The organism is Pseudonocardia sp., from assembly GCF_035305885.1.
GTDB lineage: Bacteria > Actinomycetota > Actinomycetes > Mycobacteriales > Pseudonocardiaceae > Pseudonocardia.
Genome location: NZ_DATGOP010000010.1, coordinates 1 through 23,093 on the forward strand (window position 1 = coordinate 1; position 23,093 = coordinate 23,093).

Below are 23,093 nucleotides of genomic sequence, written 5' to 3' on the forward strand. Positions count from 1 at the left end.
CGGGACGCGTCGAGGAGGAGCACGGCGGCGGTGTCGACCTCGAGCAGGTCACGCACCCGCTCGAGCACCTCGGCCAGCATCTCCTCGACCCCGAGGTGACCGAGGGCGGTGTCCGTCACCGCCTCGATCCGACGGAGCCGCGCGCGCGACACCTCGACACCCGTCATCCCAGGAGACTAGCCGCTGCCGCGCGTCCGGGTCGGGCGTGCGGGCTACAGCTTGTCCTTGACCTCGTCGTATTCCACGGTCGCCGGACCCCCGGTCGGCGCGTAGATCACGCGGATCACGCCCGTCGGGAACGTCTTGGTCGACACCACCGCCAGGTGGTAGGGCGCATCGCCGTCGTCGAAGAGCCTGCGGCCCTTGCGCGCCGCCACGGGGTGCACGAGCAACCGCAGCTCGTCGACCAGCCCGGCGGCGAGCAGCTGCTGCACGACGGAGATCGAGCCGGGGATGACGATGCCCCGCACGCCCGGGTCGGCCTTGAGCGCGGTGACCGCCTCGACCAGGTCGCCCTGGAGCAGCTCGGAGTTGCGCCAGGAGAACTCCAACCGCTGCCGGGAGACGACGACCTTGCGGGTGTCCCCGAGCCGTTTGGCGAACGGCGCGTCCTCCCCGCCCGCCTCCTCGCGCTCCGGCCAGGCGCCCGCGAAGCTGTCGTAGGTCTCGCGCCCGATGAGGATCACGTCGCCGGTGTCGTAGTCCTCGACGACGGCGCGGCTCATGTTCTCGTCGAAGTAGGGCAAATGCCAGTCCGGATCGATCTCGGCGACGCCGTCGGCCGCGATGAACAGGGTCGAGACGACCTTCGCCATGGTGGTGGTCCCTTCGCGTCGGGGTGCGGACGGTCGTTAGACCCGGCGGGCGCGGAAAACTCATCGCACCCGTTCGGACGGATCGGAGTGGAGATCGGGCGCGCGGCGGCGGGTGTGGCCGTACCGTTCGCCCCATGTCACCGGCACGTGGCATGGGACGCGGGTCGCCGATCGCGTGCGAGCTGCAGGTCTCGCTCACCGTCGAGCAGGACCCGGCGGGCACCGTCAGCGCGCGCCTCGTCGCGGACCAGCCCGACGGGCTGCTCGTCGAGGTCGAGTTCACCGGCGACGAGCTGGCGCTGCTGCTCGCGGGCGAGACGATCGCGGTCCCGGCCCAGGTGAGCGGCCTCGCGCCGCCCGAACCCCCGCCGCCCGAACCCCCGGCGCCCGAGCCCGCGCAAGCGCCTGCCGAGCCGGCCGCCCCGGCCGCGCCGGCCCCGAAGGCGCCGGCCGGCACCGCGCTCGACGAGCCCCCCGTGGGTTCGGAGCCGATCACGCGCAGCACGGACGTGCGGCCGGGCGAGTCGGTGCTCGCCTACATCCACGGCCGGTGGCGGGACGCGGTCGTGGTCCGCCGCGACATCGGCAGCCTGCTCGTCGCCTACTCCCGGCCCGGCTCGTTCGGCCGGGTGCAGCAGCGGATCGCCACCGACCGGGTCCGCCGACGGCCCGGCTAGGCCCGCCGGGGAGCGCCGACGGCCGCGGGCCTGCGCGCCGACGGCCCCGCCTCCGGCGACTGGCGGGGAGCGGGGATCGCCACGTCCGGCGCGGGCTCGGCGGGCGGCACGGGGCCGGCCGTCGGGGTCGGCGTGCGCCGCAGCAGCAGCGCGCCGAGCACCCCGAGCACCGAGATGACCGCGGTGACCAGGAAGACGTCGTTCAGGGCGACCACGTAGACCTGCAGGTTGACCTGCTGGTACCAGGCGTACGACCCGAGCAGCGGCGGGACGTCCGGCGACCCGACGGGCGGCACGACACCGGCGGACGGCAGGAGGGCGGCCCGGTCGGCCATCGTCTGCGCCTGGGTACTGGTGAGCATCGCGGTGAGCACGGCGACGCCGAGCGCGGCCGCCGTGCGCTGGACGACGTTGTTGATCGCGCCCGCGCCGGCGACCTGGTGCGGCGGGATCACGGCCAGCCCGCCGGTCATGATCGGCATCATGGCCAGGCCCATCCCGATGCCGCGCAGCACGAGGAGCCACATGATGTGCTCCCGCGGGGTGTCCACGGTGAGGTCGGTCATCAGGTAGGTGCCGACGGCCACGATCGCGAGGCCCACCACGGCGGGCAGCCGCGGCCCGAGCCGGTCGTACAGCCGCCCGGCGATCGGCATCACGAACCCGGTCGCGAGCGCCTGCGGGAGCATCACGAGCCCGGTCTCGAACGCGCCGAGGCCCTGCGCCTGCTGCAGCAGGAGCGAGACGTAGAACAGCCCTGCGAACAGCGCCACCGACATGAGGCAGATCAGCACGAGCGAGTTGGTGAACTGCCAGTGGCGGAACACCCGCACGTCGAGCAGCGGGTGCTCGACCGCGAGCTCGATCACCACGAACACGGCGAGGCTCGTCGCCGCGTAGAGGAGCAGCATCACCACGGGGTAGCTCGTCCACCCCCAGGACTCGCCCTCGGACAGCGCGAGCAACAGCGCGAACAGGCCGCTCGCCACGGCGAGGAAGCCCATGAGGTCGAAGCGGCCCGCCCGGCCCGGCGCGAAGCGGGGCAGCGTGAGCACGGCGGCGATCGCGCCGAGCACGCCGATCGGCACGTTGATGAAGAAGATCAGGCGCCAGTCGACGTACTCGACGAGGTAGCCGCCCAGGGTCGGGCCGACAGCGGGCGCGAACACGATGCCCAGGCCGTACATGCCCATGGCCGTGCCGATCTTCTCCTTCGGCACGATCTTGTAGATCATCGCCAGCGTGATCACCGGGATGATCCCGCCGGGGATCGCCTGCACGATCCGGAACACCACGAGGCTGGTGAGGTCCCAGGCCACGCCGCAGAGCGCCGACCCCGCCGCGAACCCGAGCACGGACAGCACGTAGACGCGGCCGAGACCGAACCGGTCGCCCAGCCACGCGCTCACGGGGACCACCACCCCGAGCGCGAGGGTGTAGGCGTTGGCCACCCACTGGACGTCCTCGACCGTGGTGCCGAAGTCGTTCTGGATGGTCGGGATGGCGACGTTGACGATGGTCACGTCCAGGATCGACATGAACATGCCCGCGACGAGCACCGCCAGCGCGACGCCCCAGCGCACCTCGCGGCCGGCGGGGGCCGACGTGACCTCCGTCATACCCGGGCAGTCTAGGGCGGGCTCCCCCGTTCGGGCGAGACCGCGAGCCTCACCGGTCGGCGTCGACCCCCTCGGCGTCGTTCCTCCGCGTGACCGCTCCCTCCGCCGTCGCCAGCCACGACGCCAGCAGCTTGATCGCGTCCTGGAACGGGCTGCCCGGGCGGGTCGGGTACAGGAACAGGGTCTGGTCCGGGTCGCCGGGGAGGTTCAGCGCCTCGTGGTGGATCTCCAGCTCGCCGACCACCGGGTGGCGCATGCGCTTGGTGCCGTGGCTGCGCTCGACGACACGGTGGCCGGCCCACCAGCGGCGGAACTCCTCGCTCTTCATCGCGAGCTCGCCGACCAGCTGTTCTGTTGCCGGGTCGTCGGGGTAGCGGCCGGCCTCGGCCACCTGGGCGTGCAGTTCGCGAACAAGCTCGGGTTCGAGACCGTCGCCATCGCTCGCGGCGCGGACCGGGCCGCGGACGCCGAGCGGCTCGGCGCGCACCACTACGTCGACGCCGCGGCAGGCGACGTCGCTGCGCAGCTGCAGGCGCTCGGCGGGGCCGAGGTCGTGCTGGCCACCGCGGGCAGCTCGGCGGCCATGGGCGCCACCATCGACGGGCTGCGCCGGGGCGGCGAGCTGATCGTGGTCGGCGCCGACCCGGAGCCGATCCAGGTCAGCCCGTTCCAGCTCATCGCCACCAGCAGGACGGTGCACGGCCACCCCTCGGGCACCGCCCGCGACGGCGAGGACACCATGCGGTTCGCCGCGCTCACCGGCGCCCGCCCGATCACCGGGACCCGCCCGCTGGACGAGGTCGGCCCGGCCTTCGAGCGCATGCTCAGCAGCACGGCCCGCTACAAGGTGGTGCTCACCACCGGCCGGTGATCAGTCGCTCGACCGGGTTCCCGACGAACGGCGCGTTCGTCGCCTAGGTTCCGACGAACGCGCCGTTCGTCGCGACGGGGGCCGTCGCGCCGGCGAGCTCGCACCACGCGGCGAGCGCCTCCCGCTGCAGCTCGACCAGGCTGCGCTCCTCGCCGGGCTCGATCCACCGGGCGAAGGCGGCGAGGAAGACGGAGACGACCATGTCGCCCGCGAGGCGGGCGTGGCGGTCCGCGACCCCGCGCGCGAGGAGCGCGTCGGTCACGGCCCGGGCGAGCTTGGCCATCTTGAGCAGCTCTCGCTCCTGCAGCTGCTCGTTCGCGGCGATGGTCTCCTGTCGCCGGCGGGCGAAGTCCCGGGTCCGCGCCTCCTGCAGCGCCCCACCGCCGGCGTCGAGCGCCGCGGTGAGCACGTCGACCAGCGGCGTGTCGGCCGGCGCCGCCGCGATCGCGTCGACGAAGGCCGCCAGGAACCGGTCCTGCCCGCCGAAGAGCACCTCGCGCTTGTCGGCGAAGTGCCGGAAGAAGGTCCGCTCGGTCACCCCGGCGCGCTCGGCGATCTCGGCCACCGTGGTCGCCTCGAAGCCGCGCTCGGCGAACAGCTCCATCGCCGCCCGCTGGAGGCGGTCCGCCGCGCCTGGTGCCCACCGTGCCACGGCGCCATCGTATCCGCGCCCGGCCAGTGATGACAGAAACTGACGTCGCGAGCTACGCTGACCGATGTCAGCTACTGACATCACTTGAGGAAGTGAGCGCACAGTGCACGTCTTCGTCACCGGAGCATCCGGGTACATCGGCCGCGCCGTCGTCGCCGAGCTCATCGCCGCCGGGCACCGGGTGACCGGTCTCGCCCGCTCCGACGCGTCGGCCTCCGCCGTGTCCGGTCTCGGCGCCGCCGTCCATCGCGGGGACCTCGACGACCTCGACTCCCTGCGCCGCGGCGCCGAGGCCGCCGACGGCGTGGTCCACCTCGCCAACAAGCACGACTGGGTCAACCCGCAGGTCTCCAACAGCGCCGAGCGCGCCGCGGTCCAGGCCCTCGGCGACGCGCTCGCCGGATCCGATCGGCCGCTGGTGATCGCGTCCGGCTTCGCCCTGCCCGGCCTCGGGCGCCCGGCGACGGAGCGCGACCGCAGCTCCGCCGTCGGCCCTGACTCGATGCGCGGCGGCGCCGAGAACCTCGTCCTGAGCTACGCCGACCGCGGGGTCCGGGCCGTCCCCGTCCGGTTCGCGCCGAGCGTGCACGGCCCGGGCGACTACCAGTTCGTCGCGATGGTCGCCCAGGCCGCCCGCACGCGCGGCGCCTCCGTCTACCCCGGCGACGGCAGCAACCGCTGGCCCGCCGTCCACCGGTCCGACGCGGCCCGCCTGGTCCGGCTCGCGCTCGAGGGCGCACCCGCGGGCACGGTCGTGCACGCCGTCGCCGAGGAGGGCGTGCCGGTCCGCGCGATCGCCGAGGCGCTCGCCGCCCGGCTCAACGTGCCGGTGAAGTCCGTGCCGTCGGAGCAACTCGCCGAGGAGCTGCCCTTCGTCGGCCGCGTCCTGGCCGCCGACTCCCCCGCGACCAGCGTGGTCACGCGCGAGCTGCTCGGCTGGCAGCCCGTCGGGGCCACGCTCCTGGAGGACATCGCCGCAGGGCACTACGACCAGCCCTGAGCAGAGGACGGAAACCGGCCTTTTCGGCCGCGACGATGGAGGCGTGCAGAACCGCCTCGACGCGCGGGCCCTCGGCCGCGCCACCCTCGCCCGGCAGTTCCTCCTCGAGCGCGTGGACACAGGCGTCCGCGACGCCGTCGCGCACCTGTGCGGCCTGCAGGCCCAGGAGCCGCAGGAGCCCTTCACCGGGCTCTGGTCCCGGCTGCGCGGGTTCGACCCGCACGAGCTGTCGGCGCTGCTCCTCGAGCGTCGCGTGGTGCGCACCCACCTCATGCGGCGCACGGTCCACCTGGTGACGGCCGAGGACGCGCTCGCGTGGCGGTCCCGGCACGACCCGATGCTCCGCCAGCGGGTGCTCGGGGTCTACCGCCGCGAGCTCGGCGACCTCGACCTCGACGAGCTCGCCGCGGCGGCCCGGGAGGTGACGGCCGACGGCGAGCCGCGCTCGATGCCCGAGATCGGGCGCGCGCTCGCCGCCCGGTGGCCGGACACGGGGCCGCGGCCGCTGGGCGAGGTGGCCGTATCCCTCGTGCCGATGGTCCAGGTCCCGCCGCGCGGGGTGTGGCGCGCCTCCGGGGGCGCGCGGAACGTCCCGATGGCGGACTGGCTCGGCCGGGAGGTCGACCCGCCGTCGCCGAACGGCGCCGACCCGGTGGGGGCGGCGCTGGTGCGCCGCTACCTCACCGCGTTCGGCCCGGCGGCCTCGGCCGACCTGCGCGCCTGGTGCGGCCTCGCCGGGCTGCCGACGGCGGTGGCGGCGGTCCGCGACGAGCTGGTGTCGTTCCGGGACGAGCGGGGCCGCGAGCTGCTCGACCTCCCGGACGCGCCGCGCCCCGACCCGGACACCCCGACCCCGGTGCGGTACCTGCCCGCGTTCGACAACGCGATCCTCGGCTACGCCGACCGCAGCCGGATCATCGACGACGCCCATCGCGGCCTGTCGGTGGCGGGCGAGCGCGCCGTCCTCGTCGACGGTCGGGTGGCCGCGACCTGGACCGTCGACGACGCGACGGTGGTCGTCCAGCCGCTGCGGCGGCTCACCCGGGCCGAGCGCACCGAGGTCGCCGAGGAGGGGCGCGCACTCGCGGCGTTCCTGTCCGAGGGCGCTCACCACCGCGTGCGCATATCCTGACGCCGACGTCGGATGTGCGGGTGGGTGCCGTGCGGATCGGGGCGCGCGCGGAGCGGGCCGGGGTGAGCGTCCGGTCGCTGCGCTACTGCGAGGAGCAGGGCCTGCTGCGCAGCGAACGCAGCCCGAGCGGGCAGCGCCACTACGCCGAGGACGCCGTCGAGCGCGTGCGGTTCCTGCAGCGCCTCTACACCGCGGGGCTCCCCAGCCGGACCATCGCGGCGATCCTGCCGTACGTCGACTCCCCCAGCGACGCCGACACCGACGCCGCCTTCACCCGCATGGTGGAGGAGCGCGACCGGCTCGACGCCCACGTCGAGGAGCTGGTCCGGGCCCGCGACGCCCTCGACGAGCTGATCGCGCTCAACCGCGCCCACCGCACCGGGCAGCTCACACCTGGCTGCCGAGCTTGAACCCGCGCGGGGCGCCGCCCGAGTTCGGCTCCCTGGTGTAGGAGAACCCGTCGGCGCCGACGGTCACGTCGGCCTCGCGCGCCTCGGTGCGCGCCTGCAGCGGGCGCGGCTTGCCGTCCAGGTCCAGCACCGTCGAGGCCTCGGCGTACCACGACGGGACGACGGGGTTGCCCCACCAGTCCCGGCGCTGGTTGTCGTGGACGTCCCAGCGGATGACCGGGTTGTCCGGGTCGCCGGTGTAGTAGTCGTGGGTGTAGATCTCGATCCGGTGCCCGTCCGGGTCGCGCAGGTACAGGTAGAAGGCGTTGGACACGCCGTGGCGACCCGGGCCGCGCTCGATCATGTCCGGCCTGCGCAGCGCCCCCAGGTGGTCGCACACGTGCAGGATCTGGCTGCGCTCGTGGGTGGCGAACGCGACGTGGTGCATGCGCGGGCCGTCGCCGCCGGTGAGGGCGACGTCGTGCACCGTCGGCTTGCGGAACAGCCACGAGGCGTACACCGTGCCCTCGGCGTCCTCGATGTCCTCCGACACCCGGAACCCGAGGCCCTCGTAGTAGCGCTGCGCGGCCGGCACGTCCGGGGTGACGACGTTGAAGTGGTCGATCCGGCTGATCGCGCCCGCGCCGTGCAGGTCGTAGCGCTGGGTGAACCGCTCGACGTGCTCGGCGTCGTGGAAGAACTCCACCGGGAAGCCCAGCGGGTCCTCGACGCGGACGGCCTCCCCGATCCCCCGGCACGTCCCCGCGGGCACGCGCTGCACGCGCACCCCCAGCTCCCGGTAGTAGGCCTCGGCCCGGTCCAGGTCGGCGGCCGAGCGCACCCGGTACGCCAGCCGCGCGCACGCGGGCGCGTCCCCGCGGCGCAGCACGAGCGAGTGGTGCAGGTACTCCTCGAAGGCGCGCAGGTAGAGCGCGTCCGGTTCCTCCGCGGTGACCACGAGGCCGAGCAGGTCGACGTAGAACCACCGGGCCGCGGCCAGGTCGGTGACCACGAGCTCGGCGTACGCGCAGCGGATCACGTCGGGTGGTGGTGGGACGGGCATGTCAGCTCCCTCCGAAGCGGGGGGTGTGCACGTCGCCGAGCGTGACGTGCACGGCCTGTTCCTCGGTGTAGAAGTCGATCGAGCGGTGACCGCCCTCGCGCCCGAGCCCGGACGCCTTCACCCCGCCGAACGGGGTGCGCAGGTCGCGCACGTTGTGCGAGTTCAGCCAGACCATCCCGGCCTCGATGGCCTGTGCGACCCGGTGGCCGCGGGTGAGGTCGCGGGTCCACACGTAGCCCGCGAGCCCGTAGCGCACGTCGTTGGCCAGCGCGATCGCCTCGGCCTCGTCGGTGAACGGGGTGAGCGCCACGACCGGGCCGAAGATCTCCTCCTGGAAGATCCGCGCCGTGGGCGGCACGTCGGCGAACACCGTGGGCTGCAGGTAGTTGCCCTCGGGGAGGTGCTCGGGCCGGCCGCCGCCCGCGACCAGCCGCGCCTCGCCCTTGCCGATCTCGACGTAGCGCAGCACCCGCTCGTAGTGGTCGGGGTGCACCAGCGCGCCGACCTCGGTGCGGGGGTCGTGCGGGTCGCCGACGACGATGCGGCGCGCCCGCTCGGCGAACCGCTCGACGAAGGTGTCGTAGACGCTGCGCTGCACGAGGACCCGCGAGCCCGCGGTGCAGCGCTCCCCGTTGAGGGAGAACACGCCGAACACCGCCGAGTCCAGCGCGGCGTCCAGGTCGGCGTCGTCGAAGACCACCACCGGGGACTTGCCGCCCAGCTCCATCGACAGCCCCTTCAGGTGGGGCGCCGCCGCCCGGAAGATCGTCTGACCGGTGGTGGTCTCCCCGGTGAACGAGATCAGCCGGGTGCCCGGGTGCTCGACGAGCGCGGCGCCCGCCTCCTCGCCGATGCCGTTGACGAGGTTGAACACGCCCCGCGGCAGGCCCGCCTCGGTGAAGATGCCCGCCCACAGGCTCGCCGAGAGCGGCGTGAACTCGGCGGGCTTGAGCACCACCGTGCAGCCGGCCGCGAGCGCGGGGGCGAGCTTCCAGGACTCCAGCATGAACGGCGTGTTCCACGGCGTGATCAGCCCCGCCACGCCGGCCGGCTTGCGGTTGACGTAGTTGATCTGCGTGCCGGGCACCCGGTAGGCCTCGTCGGCCTGGGCGACGATCACGTCGGCGAAGAAGCGGAAGTTCTCCGCCGCGCGCCGCGCCTGGCCCAGCGCCTGGGTGATCGGCAGCCCGGTGTCGAACGTCTCCAGCTCGGCGAGCCGGGCGTCCTGGGCCTCCACCAGGTCGGCGATGCGGTTGAGCACGCGCGCCCGCGCCCGGGGCGCCATCGTCGGCCACGGGCCCTCGGTGAACGCCCGCCGGGCCGCGGCGACGGCGGCGTCGACGTCCTCGGCGCCGCCCGCGGCCGCGGTCGCGTAGGGGCGGTTGGACACCGGGTCGAGCACCTCGAACGTCGCACCGCTCACCGAGTCGCGCGGTTCGCCGTCGATGAAGTGCTGCAGGTGGGTGGGCAGGTCCTCCGGGACGTGCGCCTTGCGGGTCTCGGTGCTGGTCATGCGGTCACCTCGGGGAGCGCGACGGGGGTCAGGTACAGCTCGCCCGCCGCGGCCAGCGCGCGGACCTTCTCCTGGCCCGCCTCGGTGAGCGGGACCAGCGGGGGCCGGACGTGATCGCTCGCGATCAGCCCGCGCTGCTTCATGAGCCACTTCGCCGGCGCCGGGTTGGTCTCGACGAACAGCAGGTCCACCAGCGGGTGCACGGCGAAGTGGATGTCCCGCGCGCGCTCCGTGGCGCCGGCGACCCAGGCGTCGTACATCTCCGCGACCGCGGCCGGGGCGATGTTGGCGAGCGCGGAGACGAACCCCGAGCCGCCGAGCGGCAGGAGCGGCAGGCACAGCAGCTCGATGCCGGACCAGACGATCAGGTCCGGGCCCGCCGCGTGCAGGACGCGGGAGAAGTGCTCGAAGTCCTTGGTGGTCTCCTTGATCCCGACGAAGTTGTCGTGGTCGCGGTGCAGCCGCGCCACCGTCTCGGGCGCGATCTCCACCGCGGTCCGCGAGGGCACGTTGTAGGCGACGATCGGCAGGTCCGGGAACTCCCGGGCGACCGTCGAGTACCACGCGTAGAGCGCCTCCTGGGTGGGCCGCGCGTAGTACGGCGTGATCACCAGCACGGCGTCGGCGCCCGCGTCGCGGGCGGCCGCGGTGAGCTCCAGCGTCTCGTCGAGCTTGGCCGAGCCGGTGCCCGGCACGAACGGCACCCGGTCGCCGACCTCGTCGGCGACGGTGCGGATCGCCGCGGCCCGCTCGGCGATCGACTGCGCCGACGGCTCCCCGGTCGAGCCGCCGAGCGAGATGCCGTGGGTGCCCGCGGTCAGCTGCCAGCGCACCAGCGTGCGCAGGCCCTCGTGGTCGACCTCGCCCCCGTCGGTGAACGGCGTGACGAGCGGGGCGATCGAGCCCCGGATCTGCCGGGGGTCGGAGCGGAATCTCATGCTGGTCCTCCCGTGTGCCGCAGGACGGCGTGCAAGGTGGCGTGCCGGTGGGCGCGAACGGCGGCCTCGACCTCCGCCGCAGGCGCCCCGCGCTCGATCAGCCCGAGCAACCGGTCGTGCTCGCGCACCGCCTCCGCGGCGCGCTCGGGCACGAACGAGAACACCGACGAGCGCAGGCCCGACACCCGCGCCCAGCCCCGCTCGACGAGCTCGAGCAGGTGCGGGTTCGGGCACGGGGCGGTGAGCACGCGGTGGAACTGCTGGTTGAGCCGGCTGTGGCGGAGCGGGTCGAGGTCGTCGAGGCCGGTGCGCATCGCCTCGTTGATCCGCTTGGCCTCGGCGAGGGCGGCGGCCGGCAGCAGCGGGGCGGCGAGCCCGGCCGCGGCGCCCTCGACGACCGCGAGGGTCTCGACCGCCCACCGGTACTCGACCGGGTCGAGCCCGCGCACGGTGGCGCCGACGTTGCGGACCACCTCGACGAGGCCTTCCGCTTCGAGGCGCCGCACGGCCTCGCGCACCGGGACCGTCGACACCCCCAGCTCCTTGGCGAGCGTGCCGAGGACGATCCGGTAGCCGGGGGTGTAGGCGCCGTCGAGGATGCGGCGGCGGATGAGGTCGTGGGCGAGGTCGACCTTCGAGGCGGTACCGGGGGTCGAGGTCACGCCTGCCCCGCCTCGGCGTCGTACCGCTCGCGCCACGCCCCCGCGAGCGGGTAGAGCCCGTCCAGCCCGGCGCCCTCGGCGACGCGGGCAGCGATCCAGGCCTCCTCGCGCTCCTGGCGCTCGGCGTCGGCGAGCACCTCCTCGACCAGTCCGCGCGGGATGACCACGACGCCGTCGTCGTCGGCCACCACGACGTCGCCGACCTGGACGGTCGCGCCGCCGCAGGCGATCGTCACGTCGGTCTCCCACGGCACGTGGCGCCTGCCGAGCACGGCGGGGTGCTGCCCGGAGGTGTAGACGGGCAGACCGGTGGCGGCGACGGCGGCGGCGTCGCGGGCGGCGCCGTCGGTGACGATCCCCGCGGCCCCGCGCACCTTGGCCCGCAGCGCGAGGATGTCGCCGAGCGTGCCCGCGGTGGGGTCGCGGCGGGCCTCCATGACGAGCACGTCGCCGGGGCGCAGCGTGTCGACGGCCCGCTTCTGGGCGTTGTAGCCACCCCCGCGGCCGGCGAACAGGTCGGGCCGGAACGGCACGAACCGCAGCGTCCGCGCGATGCCGACCAGCCGCCCACCGGGGGCGAGCGGGCGCACCCCGTCGATGCTCGCGTCGTCGTAGCCGCGCTTGCGCAGCTGCACCGACAGCGTGGCCACGGCGACCCGGTTCAGCCGCTCGCGCAGCTCGTCGGGCAGGGCGGCCGGCCCGGGTGGGGCGCCGTACGCGTCCGCGCGCACGGCCTCGTCGACGTGCGGCCCGGAACCCCACGGTGCGAGCGGCGGGCCCTCGACGACCTCGGTGCGCAGCCGGCCCGTGCTGCGCCCGCCGTCGACGGTCGAGACCTCGACCTCGATCACCTGGCCCGGGCCGGCCACCGAGGCCCCGGCCGGGGTGCCGGTGAGCACGACGTCGCCCTCCTCGAGCGTGAGCATCCGGGACAGGTCGGCGACCAGGTGCCCGAACCCGAAGAGCAGGGTCTCGCTCGTGTCGTCCTGCACGAGCTCGCCGTCGAGCCAGGTGCGGATCCGCAGGCCCGCCGGGTCGACCTCGGCTGCGGGCAGCAGCTGCGGGCCCAGCGGCGTGTAGCCGTCGCCGCCCTTCGAGCGCACGTTGGACCCGCGGTCGGCGGTGCGCAGGTCGTGCAGGCCCAGGTCGTTGGCCGCGGTCACCCAGCCGACGTGCGCCCAGCCGTCCTCCGGCCGCACGCGGCGGGCGGCCTTCCCGATGACCAGGGCGATCTCGCCCTCGAACCCGAGCAGCTCGGTGCCCGCGGGCCGCTCGACGGTGCCGGAGCCGGAAAGCGACGACGGCGGCTTCAGGAAGTACGACGCCGCCGCGGGCGTCCGGCCGCGCTGCGCCGCACGCGACGGGTAGTTGAGGTGGACGGCGATGACCTTGCCGGGCCGCCTGCCCAGCGCCTGCGTCACGGCGTCGGGAACGCCCCCTGCTGTCATCGGCTCCTCCTCGTCGCGCGCGTCGTCCACGGGATCGTATATCTTTTCGTGTTCGATCACACCGCCGCGCGGGGCTCGTCAGGCACGGACGGGAGCGGTCGCTGCCCGCGCCCCCAGCACGGTTGCCCCGGCCTCCTGCTCGGCCTGGTTGTCCACGCCGAGGTCGATGCCCGGCCGGTCGCGCAGCAGGCAGACGGCCACCACGGCGAGCACGAACATCCCGAGCAGGTAGCCGCCCACGGACAGGACCGAGCCGGTCGCCTGCACCAGCGCGGTCGCGATGGTCGGCGCGAACGCCCCGCCGAGCACGGCGCCGAGCGCGTAGGAGACCGCGACCCCGGAGAACCGGACCGAGGCGGGGAAGATCTCGGAGTACCACGCGGCCTGCGGGCCGTAGGCGAGCCCGAGCCCGAACGTGAACAGGGCGAGGCCGAGGAACAGCAGCCCGGCGCTCCCGGTGTTCACGAGCAGGAACATCGGGAACACGGTGACGATCAGGCTGCCGTAGCCGATCAGGTACGTGCGCTTGCGGCCGTGGCGGTCGGCGAGGTAGCCGGACAGGTACGTCGTGACCGCCCACAGCGCCGCGGCGGCGGTGATCGCGACCAGCACGGGCGTGCGGTCGAGCCCGACCGGGCCGTCCGGGTCGGTGGCGTAGCTGGTGATGAAGCCGCCGGTCGTCATGTAGCCGGCCGCGTTGTTGCCCGCGAAGACCAGCGCCGCCAGCACGACGAGCAGCCAGTGCCTGCGGAACAGCTCGACGACCGGCACCTTGGTGCGCCGCTTCCGCTCGGCCATCTCGGCGAAGATCGGGCTCTCGTCGACCGAGCGCCGCACGACGTAGCCGACGACGATCAGCACGACGCTGAGCAGGAACGGCACCCGCCAGCCCCACTCGACGAACGCGGGCCCGGGCGCGATCACGCCGGTCATCAGCGCGGTGACGCCGGACGCGAGCAGCATGCCCAGCGGCACGCCGAGCTGCGGGAACGCGCCGGCCCGGGCGCGGCGCTCGCGCGGGGCGTGCTCGACGGCCATCAGCACGGCGCCGCCCCACTCGCCGCCCGCGGAGACGCCCTGCAGGATGCGCAGGACGAGTAGCAGGACCGGCGCGGCGAGGCCCGCGGTCTCGTAGGTGGGCAGCAACCCGATGAGGCTCGTCGCGCCGCCCATCAGCAGCAGGGTGAGCACGAGCATCGCCCGCCTGCCGTACCGGTCGCCGAGGTTGCCCGCGAGCACCGCCCCGAGCGGGCGGAAGACGAAGCTGATCCCGACGGTCGCGAACGCCAGCAGGAGTCCGATCCGCGGGCCGGCCGGGGCGAAGAACAGCTGGGAGAACACCAGCCCCGCTGCGGTGCCGTAGATGAAGAAGTCGTACCACTCGATGGTGGTCCCGATCATCGTGGCCATCGCGACGCGGCGGTTGGTGGCCGCGTCGCTGCGGGCGGTTGTGGACATGTCGGCTCCTCGGGGATGGATCGGCGTTGATCAGGAGTCCCAGGTGACGGGGAGGCTGGTGAGCCCGCGGAAGACCCAGCCGTGCCAGGCCTCCTCGCGGCGGGGATCGGTGCGCAGGCCGGGCAGCTGCGCGTACAGCAGCGGCACGGCGATCTCGCCGATGGAGATCCGGGCGGCCCAATGCCCCGCGCACAGGTGCACCCCGCTGCCGAAGCCGAGGTGGGGGCGCCGCGGGCGGGCGACGTCGAACTCGTCGGGCCGTTCGAACGCCGCGGGGTCGCGGTTGGCCGCGGCGACGACGACGCCGATCGGCGCCCCGGCCGGGAGCGGCACGCCGGCGAGCTCCACCGGGCGCGTCGTCTCCCGCGGGTACATCCCGATCGGCGACAGGTAGCGCACCGCCTCCTCGAACACGGCGGGCCACAGCGAGGGGTCGGCGAGCACGCGGTCGCGTTGGTCGGGGTGGCGCGACAGCGCCCACACCGTGCCGCTCACGACGTGCTGCGGCTCGTTCATCCCACCGGAGATCGTCAGCTTGACGTTCGCGGCGACCGCGGACGGCGGAAGCCCGCCCTGCAGCAGCGCCGACGTGATCGTGTCGTCGGGGTGCGCGCGGTAGTGCGGGACGAGCTCGCCGAGCAGCGCGTCGACCTCGTCGCGGGCGGCGTCGCAGCGCCGCCAGATCTCGGGGTCGTCGTGCAGGTTGCCGGTGCCGGCGATGAACGCGTGCGACCACCGCTGCATGTCCGCCGGGCTCGCGCCGCGCAGCCCGAGCAGGTCGATGAGGTTCTGCGCCGCGAGCGGGGCTGCGTAGTCGCGGTCCAGGTCGGCCTCGTCCGGGCCGCGCTCGCGCAGCACCTCGAGCTGGGCGCGCGCGTTGCGCTCGAACACCGGCTCCCACCGCGTGCGCAGCGTCTTCGGCCGCAGCACCGGGTTGACCGCCCGCCGCTCGGCGGCGTGCTCGGGGTCGTCCTTGCGGAGCATCGGCGTGGCCCCGAGCGCCCGGATCAGGGTGGCGGCGCCGCCGGTGACGCTCGCGCTGTAGGTCTGCTGGTCCTCCTCCACGGCGCGGCAGGCCGCGGCGGAGGTGACGAGGTAGCGACCCAGCGCGGGCACCCACGCCACCGGCGACTCGGCGAGCAGGCGGCGGTAGGTGGGGTACGGGTCGGCCATCAGGGCCGCCGGATCGACCCAGTCGGCGGTGGGGACGGCGGGAGTCGACGTCGTCGTCATGGTGCTCCTCCTCGTCCGCTACCCGGCAACGACCGGTTCGCGGGCGAAGTCCTTGAGGCTGAACCCCGGCTCGGCGACCTGGTCCGGGTCGGGGGTGCGGCCGTCGGCGAGCAGGCGCCGGGCCGCGACGTGGTCGGCCGGCCGGTTGACCGACTCGACGGCGACGAGGTGCGCGTCGCGGAAGCAGCAGACGGAGAACCGGCCGGTCGCGGGGTCGCCGCACGCGACGGCGGTGTCGGTGGGCAGGCGCAGCCCGGCGATCTGCAGCTTCAGCGCGCCCTGGTGGCTCCAGAACCACGGCACCGCGGTGTAGGGGCGGCGGCCGCCGAGGATGGAGGCGGCGACGTGCCTGCCCTGGTCGGTCGCGTTCTGCACCGACTCGAGCCGGACCCGGCCGCCGGTGTGCGCGCAGGCGTGGTTGGCGCAGTCGCCGACGGCGTAGATCGCCGGATCCGGGGTGCGCAGGTCGTCGTCGACCACGATCCCGTCGGCGACGGGCAGCCCGGCCGCGGCGGCGAGCTCGGTGCGCGGCACGACGCCGACGCCCACCACGACGAGGTCCGCCCGGTACTCGGCGCCGGTGCTGCTCACCGCGCCGGTCACCCGGCCGGCGTCACCGGTGAAGGCCACGACCGACTCGCCGCAGCGCAGCGCGGTGCCCGCCCGCCGGTGCACGTCGGCGACGTGCTCGGCCATGCGTTCCGACACCGAACGCACGAGCGGCCGGTCCGCGGCCTCGAGCACGGTCACGTCGAGCCCGTGGGCCCGGGCCGCCGCGGCGACCTCCAGCCCGATGAACCCGGCGCCGACGACGAGCAGCGACCGCGCCCGCACCAGCTCGGCGCGCAGCGCGTCGGCGTCGGCGCGGGTGCGCAGGGCGTGCACGCCGGCGAGGTCGGCGCCGGGGACCTCGAGGGGCCGGTTCGCCGCGCCCGTGGCGAGCACGAGGACGTCGTAGGGCACGGCGGTGCCGTCGTCGAGCGCGACGGTGCGCCCCGCCCGGTCGATCCCGACCGCGCGCACGCCGGTGCGCAGGTCGATGCGCTGCTCGGGGTAGAACCGCTCGGCCCGCAGCGGCGCCGGCGCCGGCGGGGCGCCCGGGGCGAGGTGTTCCTTCGACAGCGGCGGCCGCTGGTAGGGCAGCTCGGGCTCGGCGCCGAGGAGGGTGATCGGCCCGTCGTGGCCGCCGGCGCGCAGCGCGTCGGCGACCTGGACGCCGGCCTGGCCGGCGCCCACGACCACCACGCCGGGCTCAGATCTGGGTCTCGGGCACATCGACCTCGACCTCCTCGAGGCCGCCGCTGGCGGCGTCGCCCAGCGCGAGCTGGCAGCCGAGCCGGCTGCGCCGCGGGTCGCGTTCCGCGGCCGTGCACTCGAGCATCTCCTCCTCGTCCTCGTCGATCTCGGGGAGCGCGTCGAGGTAGGGCTCGCGGACGTAGACGTGGCAGGTGGCGCACATCGCCTGTCCCCCGCACTCGCCGACGATGCCCGCGACGCCGTTCTGCACGGCGGCGCGCATGACGTTCGAGCCGGCCTCGACGGCCACGACGTCGCTCGACCCGTCCTCGCGATGGAAGATCACCTTGGGCATGCAGCTCACTCCTGGATCGGTCAGCCCCACCGCACGGGCAGGTCGGTCACGCCGCGGAACACCCAGCCGGCCACCGTCGCCGGGCGCGCCGGGTCGAGGCGCAGGTTCGGCAGCTCGGCGAACAGGCGCGGGAGCGCCACCCGCACCACCGACGCGCGGGCGATCCAGGCGCCCGCGCAGAAGTGGTTGCCGCCTCCGAAGGCCAGGTGCGGCTGCTTGGGCCGGTCGATGTCGTAGGCGTCCGGGTCGCCGAACACCGCCGGGTCGCGGTTGGCGGCGCCGACCACCACGCCCAGCCGTGCCCCCTTCGGCACGGCCATGCCGGCGAGCTCGGTGTCGCGGGTCGCCTCGCGCGGGTACATGCTGATCGGTGCGACCCAGCGGATCGACTCCTCGAACGCGTCCGACCAGCGGTCCCCGGCCCGCACGCGCGCAAGCTGGTCCGGGTGCGACAGCAGCGCCCACGTGGTCGTCGCGATCGCGTCCCGCGGCTCGTTCAGCCCGCCGCCGATGGTCATCTTGAGGTTGGCGCGCAGCGAGGAGATCGGCATCTGCGAGGAGGCGAGCGTCGACAGGAGGCTCTCGTCCGGTTCGGCCCGCAGGCGCCCCAGCATCTCGTCGATGGCCTCGTCGACCTCGCGGGACGAGCGCTCGGCCGCGGCCCACACGTCCGGGTCGTCGGCGTAGTTGCCGGTGCCGTCGATGAGGGTCTGCGACCAGCGCTGCATGTCCTCCTGGGTGGCGTTGCGGAAGCCGAGGACGACGCGCAGGTTCTCCGCCGCGTACGGCGCCGCGAACTCCCGGACCAGGTCCGCACCCGGCCCGGCGGCCCGCAGCCGCTCCAGGTAGGTGGCGCAGTTGCGCTCGAACACCGCGTTCCAGTGCCGGGCGATGGCCTTCGGGCGCAGCACGCCGCCGTACGCCTTGCGCTCGACCTCGTGCTCGGGGTCGTCCTTGCGGAGCATGCTGTGCCCCATCGACCGCTTCATCAGCGAGCCGGTCTCGTCGGCCGAGAACCGCTCCTGGTCGAGCTCGATCGTGTGGCAGGCCTCGTAGCCGATCACCAGGTAGCGGTTCACCGCGGGCACCCAGTGGATCGGGGCCGTCTCCCGCAGCCGGTGGTAGATCGGGTACGGGTCGGCGTGCAGGTCGGGGATCGTCACCCAGTCCGCGGACGGGATCGGCCTCGCCGAGGTGGCCTCCAGGGTCATCGTCGACCTCGCCCTCTTCTTCGAGTACGTCACGACGAGTGTTGGCGCCCGATCTCCACAGGTAAAGTTCAGAGAATCTCGCAAAAAGCGAAGGAGAAGTTGGTTTTGCCGCGCTACACGCTGCGCCAGCTCGCGTACTTCCTGGCCGTCGCCGAGGCCGGGTCGATCTCCGGCGCGGCCGCGCGGCTGCACGTCACGCCCACCGCGGTCGCCTCCGCGATCAGCGGCCTGGAGGGCGTGCTGCGCACCCAGCTGATGGTCCGGCGCAAGGCGCACGGCGTGGTGCTGACGCCGACGGGTGCGTTCCTGCGGGAGCGGGCGCGCACGCTGCTGCGCGACGCCGACGAGCTGGAGCTGGCGGCGGCGAGCGGCGGCACGGAGCTCGCCGGCCCGCTCGTGCTCGGCTGCTACGTCACGATCGCGCCGACGATCGTGCCGATGCTCATGGAATGGATCACCACCCACCACCCGAAGGTCGAGCTCACCGTGGTCACCGGCAGCCAGGCCGAGCTGCCGCACCGGCTGCTCGACGGGGCGCTGGACCTCGCGATCTGCTACGAGATCGCCCTGCCCGACGGGCTCGACTCGGTGCGGCTGTACCAGTCGCCCGCGTACGTCCTGCTGCCCGAGGGCCACCCCCTCGCCGAGCACGACGTCGTGCCGCTCGCCGCGCTGGTCGACGAGCCGCAGATCCTGCTCGACATCCCGCCCGCGGCGCAGCACACGCTCCTGCTGTTCGAGCGCGCCGGGTTGGGGCCGCCGCGGATCACCCACCGCACCACCGACTTCGAGCTCACGCGCTCGCTCGTCGCGCGCGGGTTCGGCTACGCGATCCTCATCCAGCGCCCCGCCGTCGACCGGTCCTACGAGGGCCTGCCGCTCGCGGTCCGGGAGATCACCCCCACCAACCCCAGCGGTGGGGTGCTGATGATCTGGCCGCAGCGGGTGCGGCTGTCGGACCGGGCCGCGGCGGTGGTCGCGTTCGCCACCGAGCACGCCCACGACCTGGACCCGCGGCGGCGCCGCGCGGCGGGCCGGCGCGCCGGCTAGCGCCCCAGCGAGGCCCAGTACTCCACGGCACGGGTGTGGTCGACGTCGCCGAGGTGCTCGAGCGCCTCGGCGAGCGCAGCGTGCACCCGCTCCCCCGCGCCGGCCGCGGTCCCGGTCTCGCGCAGCAGGTCGAGCGCGATGCCCACGTCCTTGGTCATGAGCGGCAGCGAGAACCCGGAGGCGAACTTCCCGTCGACCACGTGCTCGCCGAGCACCTCGCTGCTGACGAAGCTGCGCCCGGTCGAGGTGTTGAGCACGTCGACGAGCGTCGCCTTGTCCAGCCCGAACCGCTCGGCGGCGATGAGCGCCTCGCCGCAGGCCACGAACGTCGAGGCCGCGATGAAGTTGTTGAGCGCCTTCACCGCGTGCCCCGTGCCGAGCCCGCCGGTGCGGTAGGTGCGGGCGCTCATCGCGTCGACGACCGGCTGGGCCCGCTCGGCCGCCGCCGGGTCGTCGGCCCCCATCATGATCGACAGCGTGCCGGCGACGGCCCCGGGCACGCCGCCGGAGACCGGGGCGTCGACCAGGGCGACCCCGTGCTCGGCCAGCCGGGCACCGAGGGCGACGGTGTCGTGCGGCACCGACGAGCTCATGTCGACCACGACCGCGCCGTCGGGGAGGTGCTGCGGCAGCCCGCCCTCCCACTCCAGCAGGGCCTTCGCCACCACGGCCGAGGTCGGGAGCATGGTCACGACGACGCCACACCCGGCGAAGTCGCTCGGTGCGGCCGCGATCCGCCCGTCCGTGTCGGCCGCGACCCGCCGCGCCGCCTCGTCCGACTCGTCGCGCAGCACGAGGCGGAACCCGGCGGCGGCGACGTTGCGCGCCATCGGGGCGCCCATGCGGCCGAGCCCGATGAAGCCGACCTCGTCGCTCACGCCTGTCCTCCCACGGCCGCCCGCTCCTGCACCGCCGCCCGCGCGGCCCGGATGCCGTCCACCGCGGCCGGGATCCCGCAGTAGACCGAGGCGTGCAGCATCAGCTCGCGCAGCTCCTCGGGCGTGACGCCGTTGGCCAGCGCCCCGCGCAGGTGGATCCCGACCTCGTGGGCCCGGTTCGTGGCCACCAACATCGCGAGCGTCACGAGGCTGCGGGTCCTGCGGTCCAACCCGGGGCGCTGCCAGATGTCGCCGAAGATGTGCCGGGTGACGATCTCCTGCAGCTTGTCGTCCCACTCGTCGGTGGCGGCGACCTGCTCGTCGGCGCCCGCGGGCCCGAACATGTCGCGGCGCAGCGACAGCCCGAGCTCGTACTGCTCGTCCTGGATCATCGAGGGGTGGCTCCTTCCGGTTTCGCGGCCGGGACGGGGGTGTCGAAGCTGGAGGGGATGCGGCGCATGGCGAGCACCGCGGCGCTGGAGAGCGCGGCGAACCCGATCATGTAGACGCTGACCGAGTACACGGTGCCGGTCCAGCCCTGCAGCGCGGTGGCGACGAGCGGGGCGATGCCGCCGGAGAGCGCCGCCCCGAGCGCGTAGGACAGCGACGCGCCGCTGGTGCGGACCTCGGCCGGGAACAGCTCGGCGAAGAGCGCCGCCTGCGGGCCGTAGGTCGCGGCGAGGCCGAGGGTGAGCACCACGACGGCGAGCAGCACCAGCGCGGGCCGCCCGGTGCCCAGCAGCGCGAAGAACGGGAACGCCCAGGCGGCGATGATCCCGTACCCGGCGAGGTACACCGCGTGCCTGCCGACCCGGTCGGACCACGCGGCGAAGCCGATCATCGCGACGAACCAGCTGACGCAGCCGGCGAGCAGCACGGCGAGCATGAACTGCCGCGAGAGCCCCAGCGTGCCGGTGCCGTACGAGGGCAGGTAGGCGAGGAACAGGTAGCCGACGGCGTTGTTGCCCACGAACGACGCGATCGCCAGCGCGACCCGGCCCGGGTACCGGCGCAGGACCTCGACCACCGGCAGCCGGGCGGTGCGGTCGGCGGCCCGCACGGCGCGGAACGACGGGCTCTCCGCCACGGCGCGGCGGATCACGAACCCGATCACGACCATGACGACGCTCAGCAGGAACGGAACCCGCCAGCCCCAGGACTCGAAAGCGGCCTGCGGCATGGCCGCGACGAGCCCGAGCAGCACCGAGTTGGCCAGGAACATGCCGGCCGGGGTGCCGAGCTGCACGAAGTTGCCGAACACCCCGCGCCGGTTCGCGGGGGCGTGCTCGACGGCCATCAGCGCCGCCCCGCCCCACTCGCCGCCCGCCGAAAGCCCCTGCAGCAGGCGCAGCGCGACGAGCAGCACCGGCGCGAGCACCCCGATCTGGTCGTAGGTCGGCAGGAGCCCGATCAGGGTGGTGGCCGCGCCCATCAGGCTGAGCGTGAGCACCATGACCTGCTTGCGGCCGATCCGGTCGCCGAGGTGACCCGCGACCACCCCGCCGAGCGGGCGCGCGATGAACCCGATGGCGAACGTCGCGAACGCCGCCAGCGTGGCGGTGAACGGGTCCAGCTCGGTGAAGAACAGCCGGCCGATCACGAGGCCGGAGGCCACGCTGTAGACGTGGTAGTCGTACCACTCGATGCTCGTGCCGACCGCGCTGGCGAGCGCGACCTTCCGGTACATGCGGGGCTCGGGCGCCGGGGCGGCCGGCGCGCCGCTGTGACTGGCCATCCTTCTCCCTTGAAAGAAGAGCGAGTCGTACGCCGTGCAGACGGTAGGGGCGATCGGGCCGGGGAGGCTTGGCCGTGCGCGACCGGCACCGGTCGATCCGCGTCGCCCGACCGCGCGCAACCCCCGCCGCGGCCGGCGCGGATGCGACGATGCCCGCACAGCCGCGGGAAGGAGGGGACGTGCCGGAGGACGTCCAGGTGCTGCGGGCCGGCGGGGCGGCCACCGTCGTCGCGGGCAACCTCGACGAGTGGCGCGACGCCGTGCACGCCGACCACCTCCCGGTCGTGGTCGACGTGCCCGGCGGCAGGCCGTTCTCGGGGAGCTTCACAGCGCACCGGTTCGACGCGCTCGTCGTGCGTGAGTTCCACGCCCGCCCGCACGTGGTCGCGCAGACCTCCGAGGTCGCGAGCGAGGAGGCCTGCTACAAGTTCGGCGTCCAGCTCGATGGCTACAGCCTGTTCTGCCAGGACGGCCGCGAGGCCGCGCTGACCCCGGGCGACCTGGCCTTCTGCGACGCGACCCGGCCGTACGAGCTCGTGTTCCGGGAGAGCTTCCGGATGCTCACGGTGATGTTCCCGAAGTCGTGGTTCTCGCTCGGGCCGGACACGATGGCGCACTTCACCGCGACCCGGTTCTCCGGGCGGCAGGGCGCGGGCCCGCTGGTCGCGAAGACGCTGTGGGACCTGGTGCACCGGGTGGGGCAGCCGCGGGACCGGCAGGCGCAGCGCGAGGTCGCGCGCACCGTCGTGGGGCTGCTGTCCGGCTACGTGGGCGCCCGGTGCGAGGACGAGATCGCCGCGCTCGCCGAACCGGAGACCCTCTTCTCCCGGGCGACGGAGTTCATCGCGACCCACCTCGCCGACCCGCAGCTCACCCCGGCGGCGGTGGCCCGGTCCCAGCACGTCTCGCTGCGGCGGCTGCAGCGGGAGTTCGCGGCGCACTCGACGTCGGTCGCGGGCTGGATCCGGGAGCAGCGGCTCGAGCGCTGCCGCCGCGACCTCGAACGCTGCGACGCCCGGGTCCCCGTCGGCGAGGTCGGCGCGCGGTGGGGCCTCCTCGACGCCGGGACGTTCTCCAAGGCCTTCAAGGCCGCCTACGGCACCAGCCCGCGGGAGTACCGGCTCGTGCACCGGGCCCGGCAGACGAGCTGACCCGGCA

The 23,093-nt window shown here is 74.3% G+C and carries 24 protein-coding genes; 7 read left to right on the forward strand and 17 right to left on the reverse strand.

Features of this window, described 5'->3' with window-relative positions; all coding sequences use genetic code 11:
* Nucleotides 1–212 precede the first annotated feature (212 nt).
* Nucleotides 213–815 (reverse strand): dihydrofolate reductase family protein, encoded by a 603-nt coding sequence (locus VKZ81_RS01610; protein ID WP_324239558.1) that lies wholly within the window; start codon nt 813–815, stop codon nt 213–215.
* Nucleotides 816–949: 134 nt separating this feature from the next.
* Between VKZ81_RS01610 and VKZ81_RS01615 the strand changes: the two genes are divergently transcribed.
* Entirely contained in the window at nt 950–1,492 is a 543-nt protein-coding gene (locus VKZ81_RS01615; protein ID WP_324239559.1) for a hypothetical protein, read from the forward strand.
* On the opposite strand, the gene VKZ81_RS01620 is transcribed toward VKZ81_RS01615, so the two are convergent.
* Nucleotides 1,489–3,111: a DHA2 family efflux MFS transporter permease subunit gene (locus tag VKZ81_RS01620; RefSeq protein WP_324239560.1), complete on the reverse strand. Its 1,623-nt coding sequence runs from the start codon at nt 3,109–3,111 to the stop codon at nt 1,489–1,491. The two genes, VKZ81_RS01615 and VKZ81_RS01620, sit on opposite strands and share 4 nt — an antisense overlap.
* Nucleotides 3,112–3,160: 49 nt before the next feature.
* Complete coding sequence (locus VKZ81_RS01625; protein ID WP_324239561.1) at nt 3,161–3,502, reverse strand: MmyB family transcriptional regulator; 342 nt, start codon at nt 3,500–3,502, stop codon at nt 3,161–3,163.
* Between the two features lie 6 nt (nt 3,503–3,508).
* Between VKZ81_RS01625 and VKZ81_RS01630 the strand changes: the two genes are divergently transcribed.
* Nucleotides 3,509–3,982: a zinc-binding dehydrogenase gene (locus VKZ81_RS01630; RefSeq protein ID WP_324239562.1), complete on the forward strand. Its 474-nt coding sequence runs from the start codon at nt 3,509–3,511 to the stop codon at nt 3,980–3,982.
* Nucleotides 3,983–4,025: 43 nt separating this feature from the next.
* Here VKZ81_RS01630 and VKZ81_RS01635 read toward each other — a convergent pair whose 3' ends face one another.
* Nucleotides 4,026–4,634 (reverse strand): TetR family transcriptional regulator, encoded by a 609-nt coding sequence (locus VKZ81_RS01635; protein ID WP_324239563.1) that lies wholly within the window; start codon nt 4,632–4,634, stop codon nt 4,026–4,028.
* 103 nt (nt 4,635–4,737) lie between these two features.
* Here VKZ81_RS01635 and VKZ81_RS01640 point away from each other — a divergent pair, with 103 nt between their 5' ends.
* From VKZ81_RS01640 to VKZ81_RS01650, 3 genes are read left to right on the forward strand one after another with little or no spacing between them, the layout of a single operon-like run.
* Nucleotides 4,738–5,634 (forward strand): SDR family oxidoreductase, encoded by an 897-nt coding sequence (locus tag VKZ81_RS01640; RefSeq protein ID WP_324239564.1) that lies wholly within the window; start codon nt 4,738–4,740, stop codon nt 5,632–5,634.
* Between the two features lie 43 nt (nt 5,635–5,677).
* On the forward strand, nt 5,678–6,766 hold the full coding sequence (locus VKZ81_RS01645; protein WP_324239565.1) for a winged helix DNA-binding domain-containing protein: 1,089 nt from the start codon (nt 5,678–5,680) through the stop codon (nt 6,764–6,766).
* A 20-nt stretch (nt 6,767–6,786) separates the two neighbouring features.
* Nucleotides 6,787–7,176: a MerR family transcriptional regulator gene (locus tag VKZ81_RS01650; protein ID WP_324239566.1), complete on the forward strand. Its 390-nt coding sequence runs from the start codon at nt 6,787–6,789 to the stop codon at nt 7,174–7,176.
* On the opposite strand, the gene hpaD is transcribed toward VKZ81_RS01650, so the two are convergent.
* The 10 genes from hpaD to VKZ81_RS01700 all read right to left on the reverse strand — a co-directional run bounded on the left by hpaD (nt 7,154) and on the right by VKZ81_RS01700 (nt 18,272).
* Complete coding sequence (gene hpaD, locus VKZ81_RS01655; protein ID WP_324239567.1) at nt 7,154–8,218, reverse strand: 3,4-dihydroxyphenylacetate 2,3-dioxygenase; 1,065 nt, start codon at nt 8,216–8,218, stop codon at nt 7,154–7,156. The two genes, VKZ81_RS01650 and hpaD, sit on opposite strands and share 23 nt — an antisense overlap.
* Before the next feature lies 1 nt (nt 8,219).
* The gene (gene hpaE, locus VKZ81_RS01660; protein WP_324239568.1) at nt 8,220–9,731 is read right to left on the reverse strand and encodes a 5-carboxymethyl-2-hydroxymuconate semialdehyde dehydrogenase; all 1,512 of its coding nucleotides are present in this window, start codon (nt 9,729–9,731) and stop codon (nt 8,220–8,222) included.
* Nucleotides 9,728–10,669 carry a 4-hydroxy-tetrahydrodipicolinate synthase gene (gene dapA, locus VKZ81_RS01665; RefSeq protein WP_324239569.1) on the reverse strand — a complete coding sequence of 314 codons (942 nt, stop codon included), beginning with the start codon at nt 10,667–10,669 and terminating at the stop codon, nt 9,728–9,730. Before dapA ends, hpaE begins: the two co-directional genes overlap by 4 nt.
* Complete coding sequence (locus VKZ81_RS01670; RefSeq protein WP_324239570.1) at nt 10,666–11,331, reverse strand: GntR family transcriptional regulator; 666 nt, start codon at nt 11,329–11,331, stop codon at nt 10,666–10,668. Before VKZ81_RS01670 ends, dapA begins: the two co-directional genes overlap by 4 nt.
* Nucleotides 11,328–12,779: a fumarylacetoacetate hydrolase family protein gene (locus VKZ81_RS01675; protein WP_324239571.1), complete on the reverse strand. Its 1,452-nt coding sequence runs from the start codon at nt 12,777–12,779 to the stop codon at nt 11,328–11,330. The genes VKZ81_RS01670 and VKZ81_RS01675 overlap by 4 nt, the downstream gene beginning before the upstream one ends.
* Nucleotides 12,780–12,857: 78 nt before the next feature.
* On the reverse strand, nt 12,858–14,237 hold the full coding sequence (locus tag VKZ81_RS01680; protein ID WP_324239572.1) for an MFS transporter: 1,380 nt from the start codon (nt 14,235–14,237) through the stop codon (nt 12,858–12,860).
* 30 nt (nt 14,238–14,267) lie between these two features.
* Nucleotides 14,268–15,470: a cytochrome P450 gene (locus VKZ81_RS01685; RefSeq protein WP_324239573.1), complete on the reverse strand. Its 1,203-nt coding sequence runs from the start codon at nt 15,468–15,470 to the stop codon at nt 14,268–14,270.
* An 18-nt stretch (nt 15,471–15,488) separates the two neighbouring features.
* The gene (locus VKZ81_RS01690; RefSeq protein WP_414709317.1) at nt 15,489–16,745 is read right to left on the reverse strand and encodes an NAD(P)/FAD-dependent oxidoreductase; all 1,257 of its coding nucleotides are present in this window, start codon (nt 16,743–16,745) and stop codon (nt 15,489–15,491) included.
* Entirely contained in the window at nt 16,723–17,061 is a 339-nt protein-coding gene (locus VKZ81_RS01695; RefSeq protein ID WP_324239575.1) for a 2Fe-2S iron-sulfur cluster-binding protein, read from the reverse strand. Before VKZ81_RS01695 ends, VKZ81_RS01690 begins: the two co-directional genes overlap by 23 nt.
* Before the next feature lie 20 nt (nt 17,062–17,081).
* Complete coding sequence (locus VKZ81_RS01700; RefSeq protein ID WP_324239576.1) at nt 17,082–18,272, reverse strand: cytochrome P450; 1,191 nt, start codon at nt 18,270–18,272, stop codon at nt 17,082–17,084.
* 99 nt (nt 18,273–18,371) lie between these two features.
* Between VKZ81_RS01700 and VKZ81_RS01705 the strand changes: the two genes are divergently transcribed.
* A complete protein-coding gene (locus VKZ81_RS01705) occupies nt 18,372–19,322 on the forward strand; it encodes a LysR substrate-binding domain-containing protein (protein WP_324239577.1) in 951 nt (316 codons plus the stop codon).
* Here VKZ81_RS01705 and VKZ81_RS01710 read toward each other — a convergent pair.
* The 3 genes from VKZ81_RS01710 to VKZ81_RS01720 are packed head-to-tail and all read right to left on the reverse strand — an operon-like array spanning nt 19,319 to nt 21,935.
* Nucleotides 19,319–20,200 (reverse strand): NAD(P)-dependent oxidoreductase, encoded by an 882-nt coding sequence (locus VKZ81_RS01710; RefSeq protein ID WP_324239578.1) that lies wholly within the window; start codon nt 20,198–20,200, stop codon nt 19,319–19,321. The genes VKZ81_RS01705 and VKZ81_RS01710 overlap by 4 nt on opposite strands.
* Nucleotides 20,197–20,592 (reverse strand): carboxymuconolactone decarboxylase family protein, encoded by a 396-nt coding sequence (locus tag VKZ81_RS01715; RefSeq protein ID WP_324239579.1) that lies wholly within the window; start codon nt 20,590–20,592, stop codon nt 20,197–20,199. Before VKZ81_RS01715 ends, VKZ81_RS01710 begins: the two co-directional genes overlap by 4 nt.
* A complete protein-coding gene (locus VKZ81_RS01720; protein ID WP_324239580.1) occupies nt 20,589–21,935 on the reverse strand; it encodes an MFS transporter in 1,347 nt (448 codons plus the stop codon). The genes VKZ81_RS01715 and VKZ81_RS01720 overlap by 4 nt, the downstream gene beginning before the upstream one ends.
* A gap of 179 nt (nt 21,936–22,114) precedes the next feature.
* On the opposite strand from VKZ81_RS01720, the gene VKZ81_RS01725 reads away from it, so the two are divergent.
* The gene (locus VKZ81_RS01725; RefSeq protein WP_324239581.1) at nt 22,115–23,086 is read left to right on the forward strand and encodes an AraC-like ligand-binding domain-containing protein; all 972 of its coding nucleotides are present in this window, start codon (nt 22,115–22,117) and stop codon (nt 23,084–23,086) included.
* The last annotated feature ends 7 nt before the right edge of the window (nt 23,087–23,093 follow it).

Coding starts and splice junctions, on each gene's coding strand:
- hpaE (WP_324239568.1), bottom strand. CDS start 9,731: ATGACCAGCACCGAGACCCGCAAGGCGCACGTCCCGGAGGACCTGCCC.
- VKZ81_RS01700 (WP_324239576.1), bottom strand. CDS start 18,272: ATGACCCTGGAGGCCACCTCGGCGAGGCCGATCCCGTCCGCGGACTGG.
- VKZ81_RS01715 (WP_324239579.1), bottom strand. CDS start 20,592: ATGATCCAGGACGAGCAGTACGAGCTCGGGCTGTCGCTGCGCCGCGAC.
- hpaD (WP_324239567.1), bottom strand. CDS start 8,218: ATGCCCGTCCCACCACCACCCGACGTGATCCGCTGCGCGTACGCCGAG.
- VKZ81_RS01695 (WP_324239575.1), bottom strand. CDS start 17,061: ATGCCCAAGGTGATCTTCCATCGCGAGGACGGGTCGAGCGACGTCGTG.
- dapA (WP_324239569.1), bottom strand. CDS start 10,669: ATGAGATTCCGCTCCGACCCCCGGCAGATCCGGGGCTCGATCGCCCCG.
- VKZ81_RS01680 (WP_324239572.1), bottom strand. CDS start 14,237: ATGTCCACAACCGCCCGCAGCGACGCGGCCACCAACCGCCGCGTCGCG.
- VKZ81_RS01720 (WP_324239580.1), bottom strand. CDS start 21,935: ATGGCCAGTCACAGCGGCGCGCCGGCCGCCCCGGCGCCCGAGCCCCGC.
- VKZ81_RS01675 (WP_324239571.1), bottom strand. CDS start 12,779: ATGACAGCAGGGGGCGTTCCCGACGCCGTGACGCAGGCGCTGGGCAGG.
- VKZ81_RS01615 (WP_324239559.1), top strand. CDS start 950: ATGTCACCGGCACGTGGCATGGGACGCGGGTCGCCGATCGCGTGCGAG.
- VKZ81_RS01620 (WP_324239560.1), bottom strand. CDS start 3,111: ATGACGGAGGTCACGTCGGCCCCCGCCGGCCGCGAGGTGCGCTGGGGC.
- VKZ81_RS01685 (WP_324239573.1), bottom strand. CDS start 15,470: ATGACGACGACGTCGACTCCCGCCGTCCCCACCGCCGACTGGGTCGAT.
- VKZ81_RS01610 (WP_324239558.1), bottom strand. CDS start 815: ATGGCGAAGGTCGTCTCGACCCTGTTCATCGCGGCCGACGGCGTCGCC.
- VKZ81_RS01690 (WP_414709317.1), bottom strand. CDS start 16,745: ATGTGCCCGAGACCCAGATCTGAGCCCGGCGTGGTGGTCGTGGGCGCC.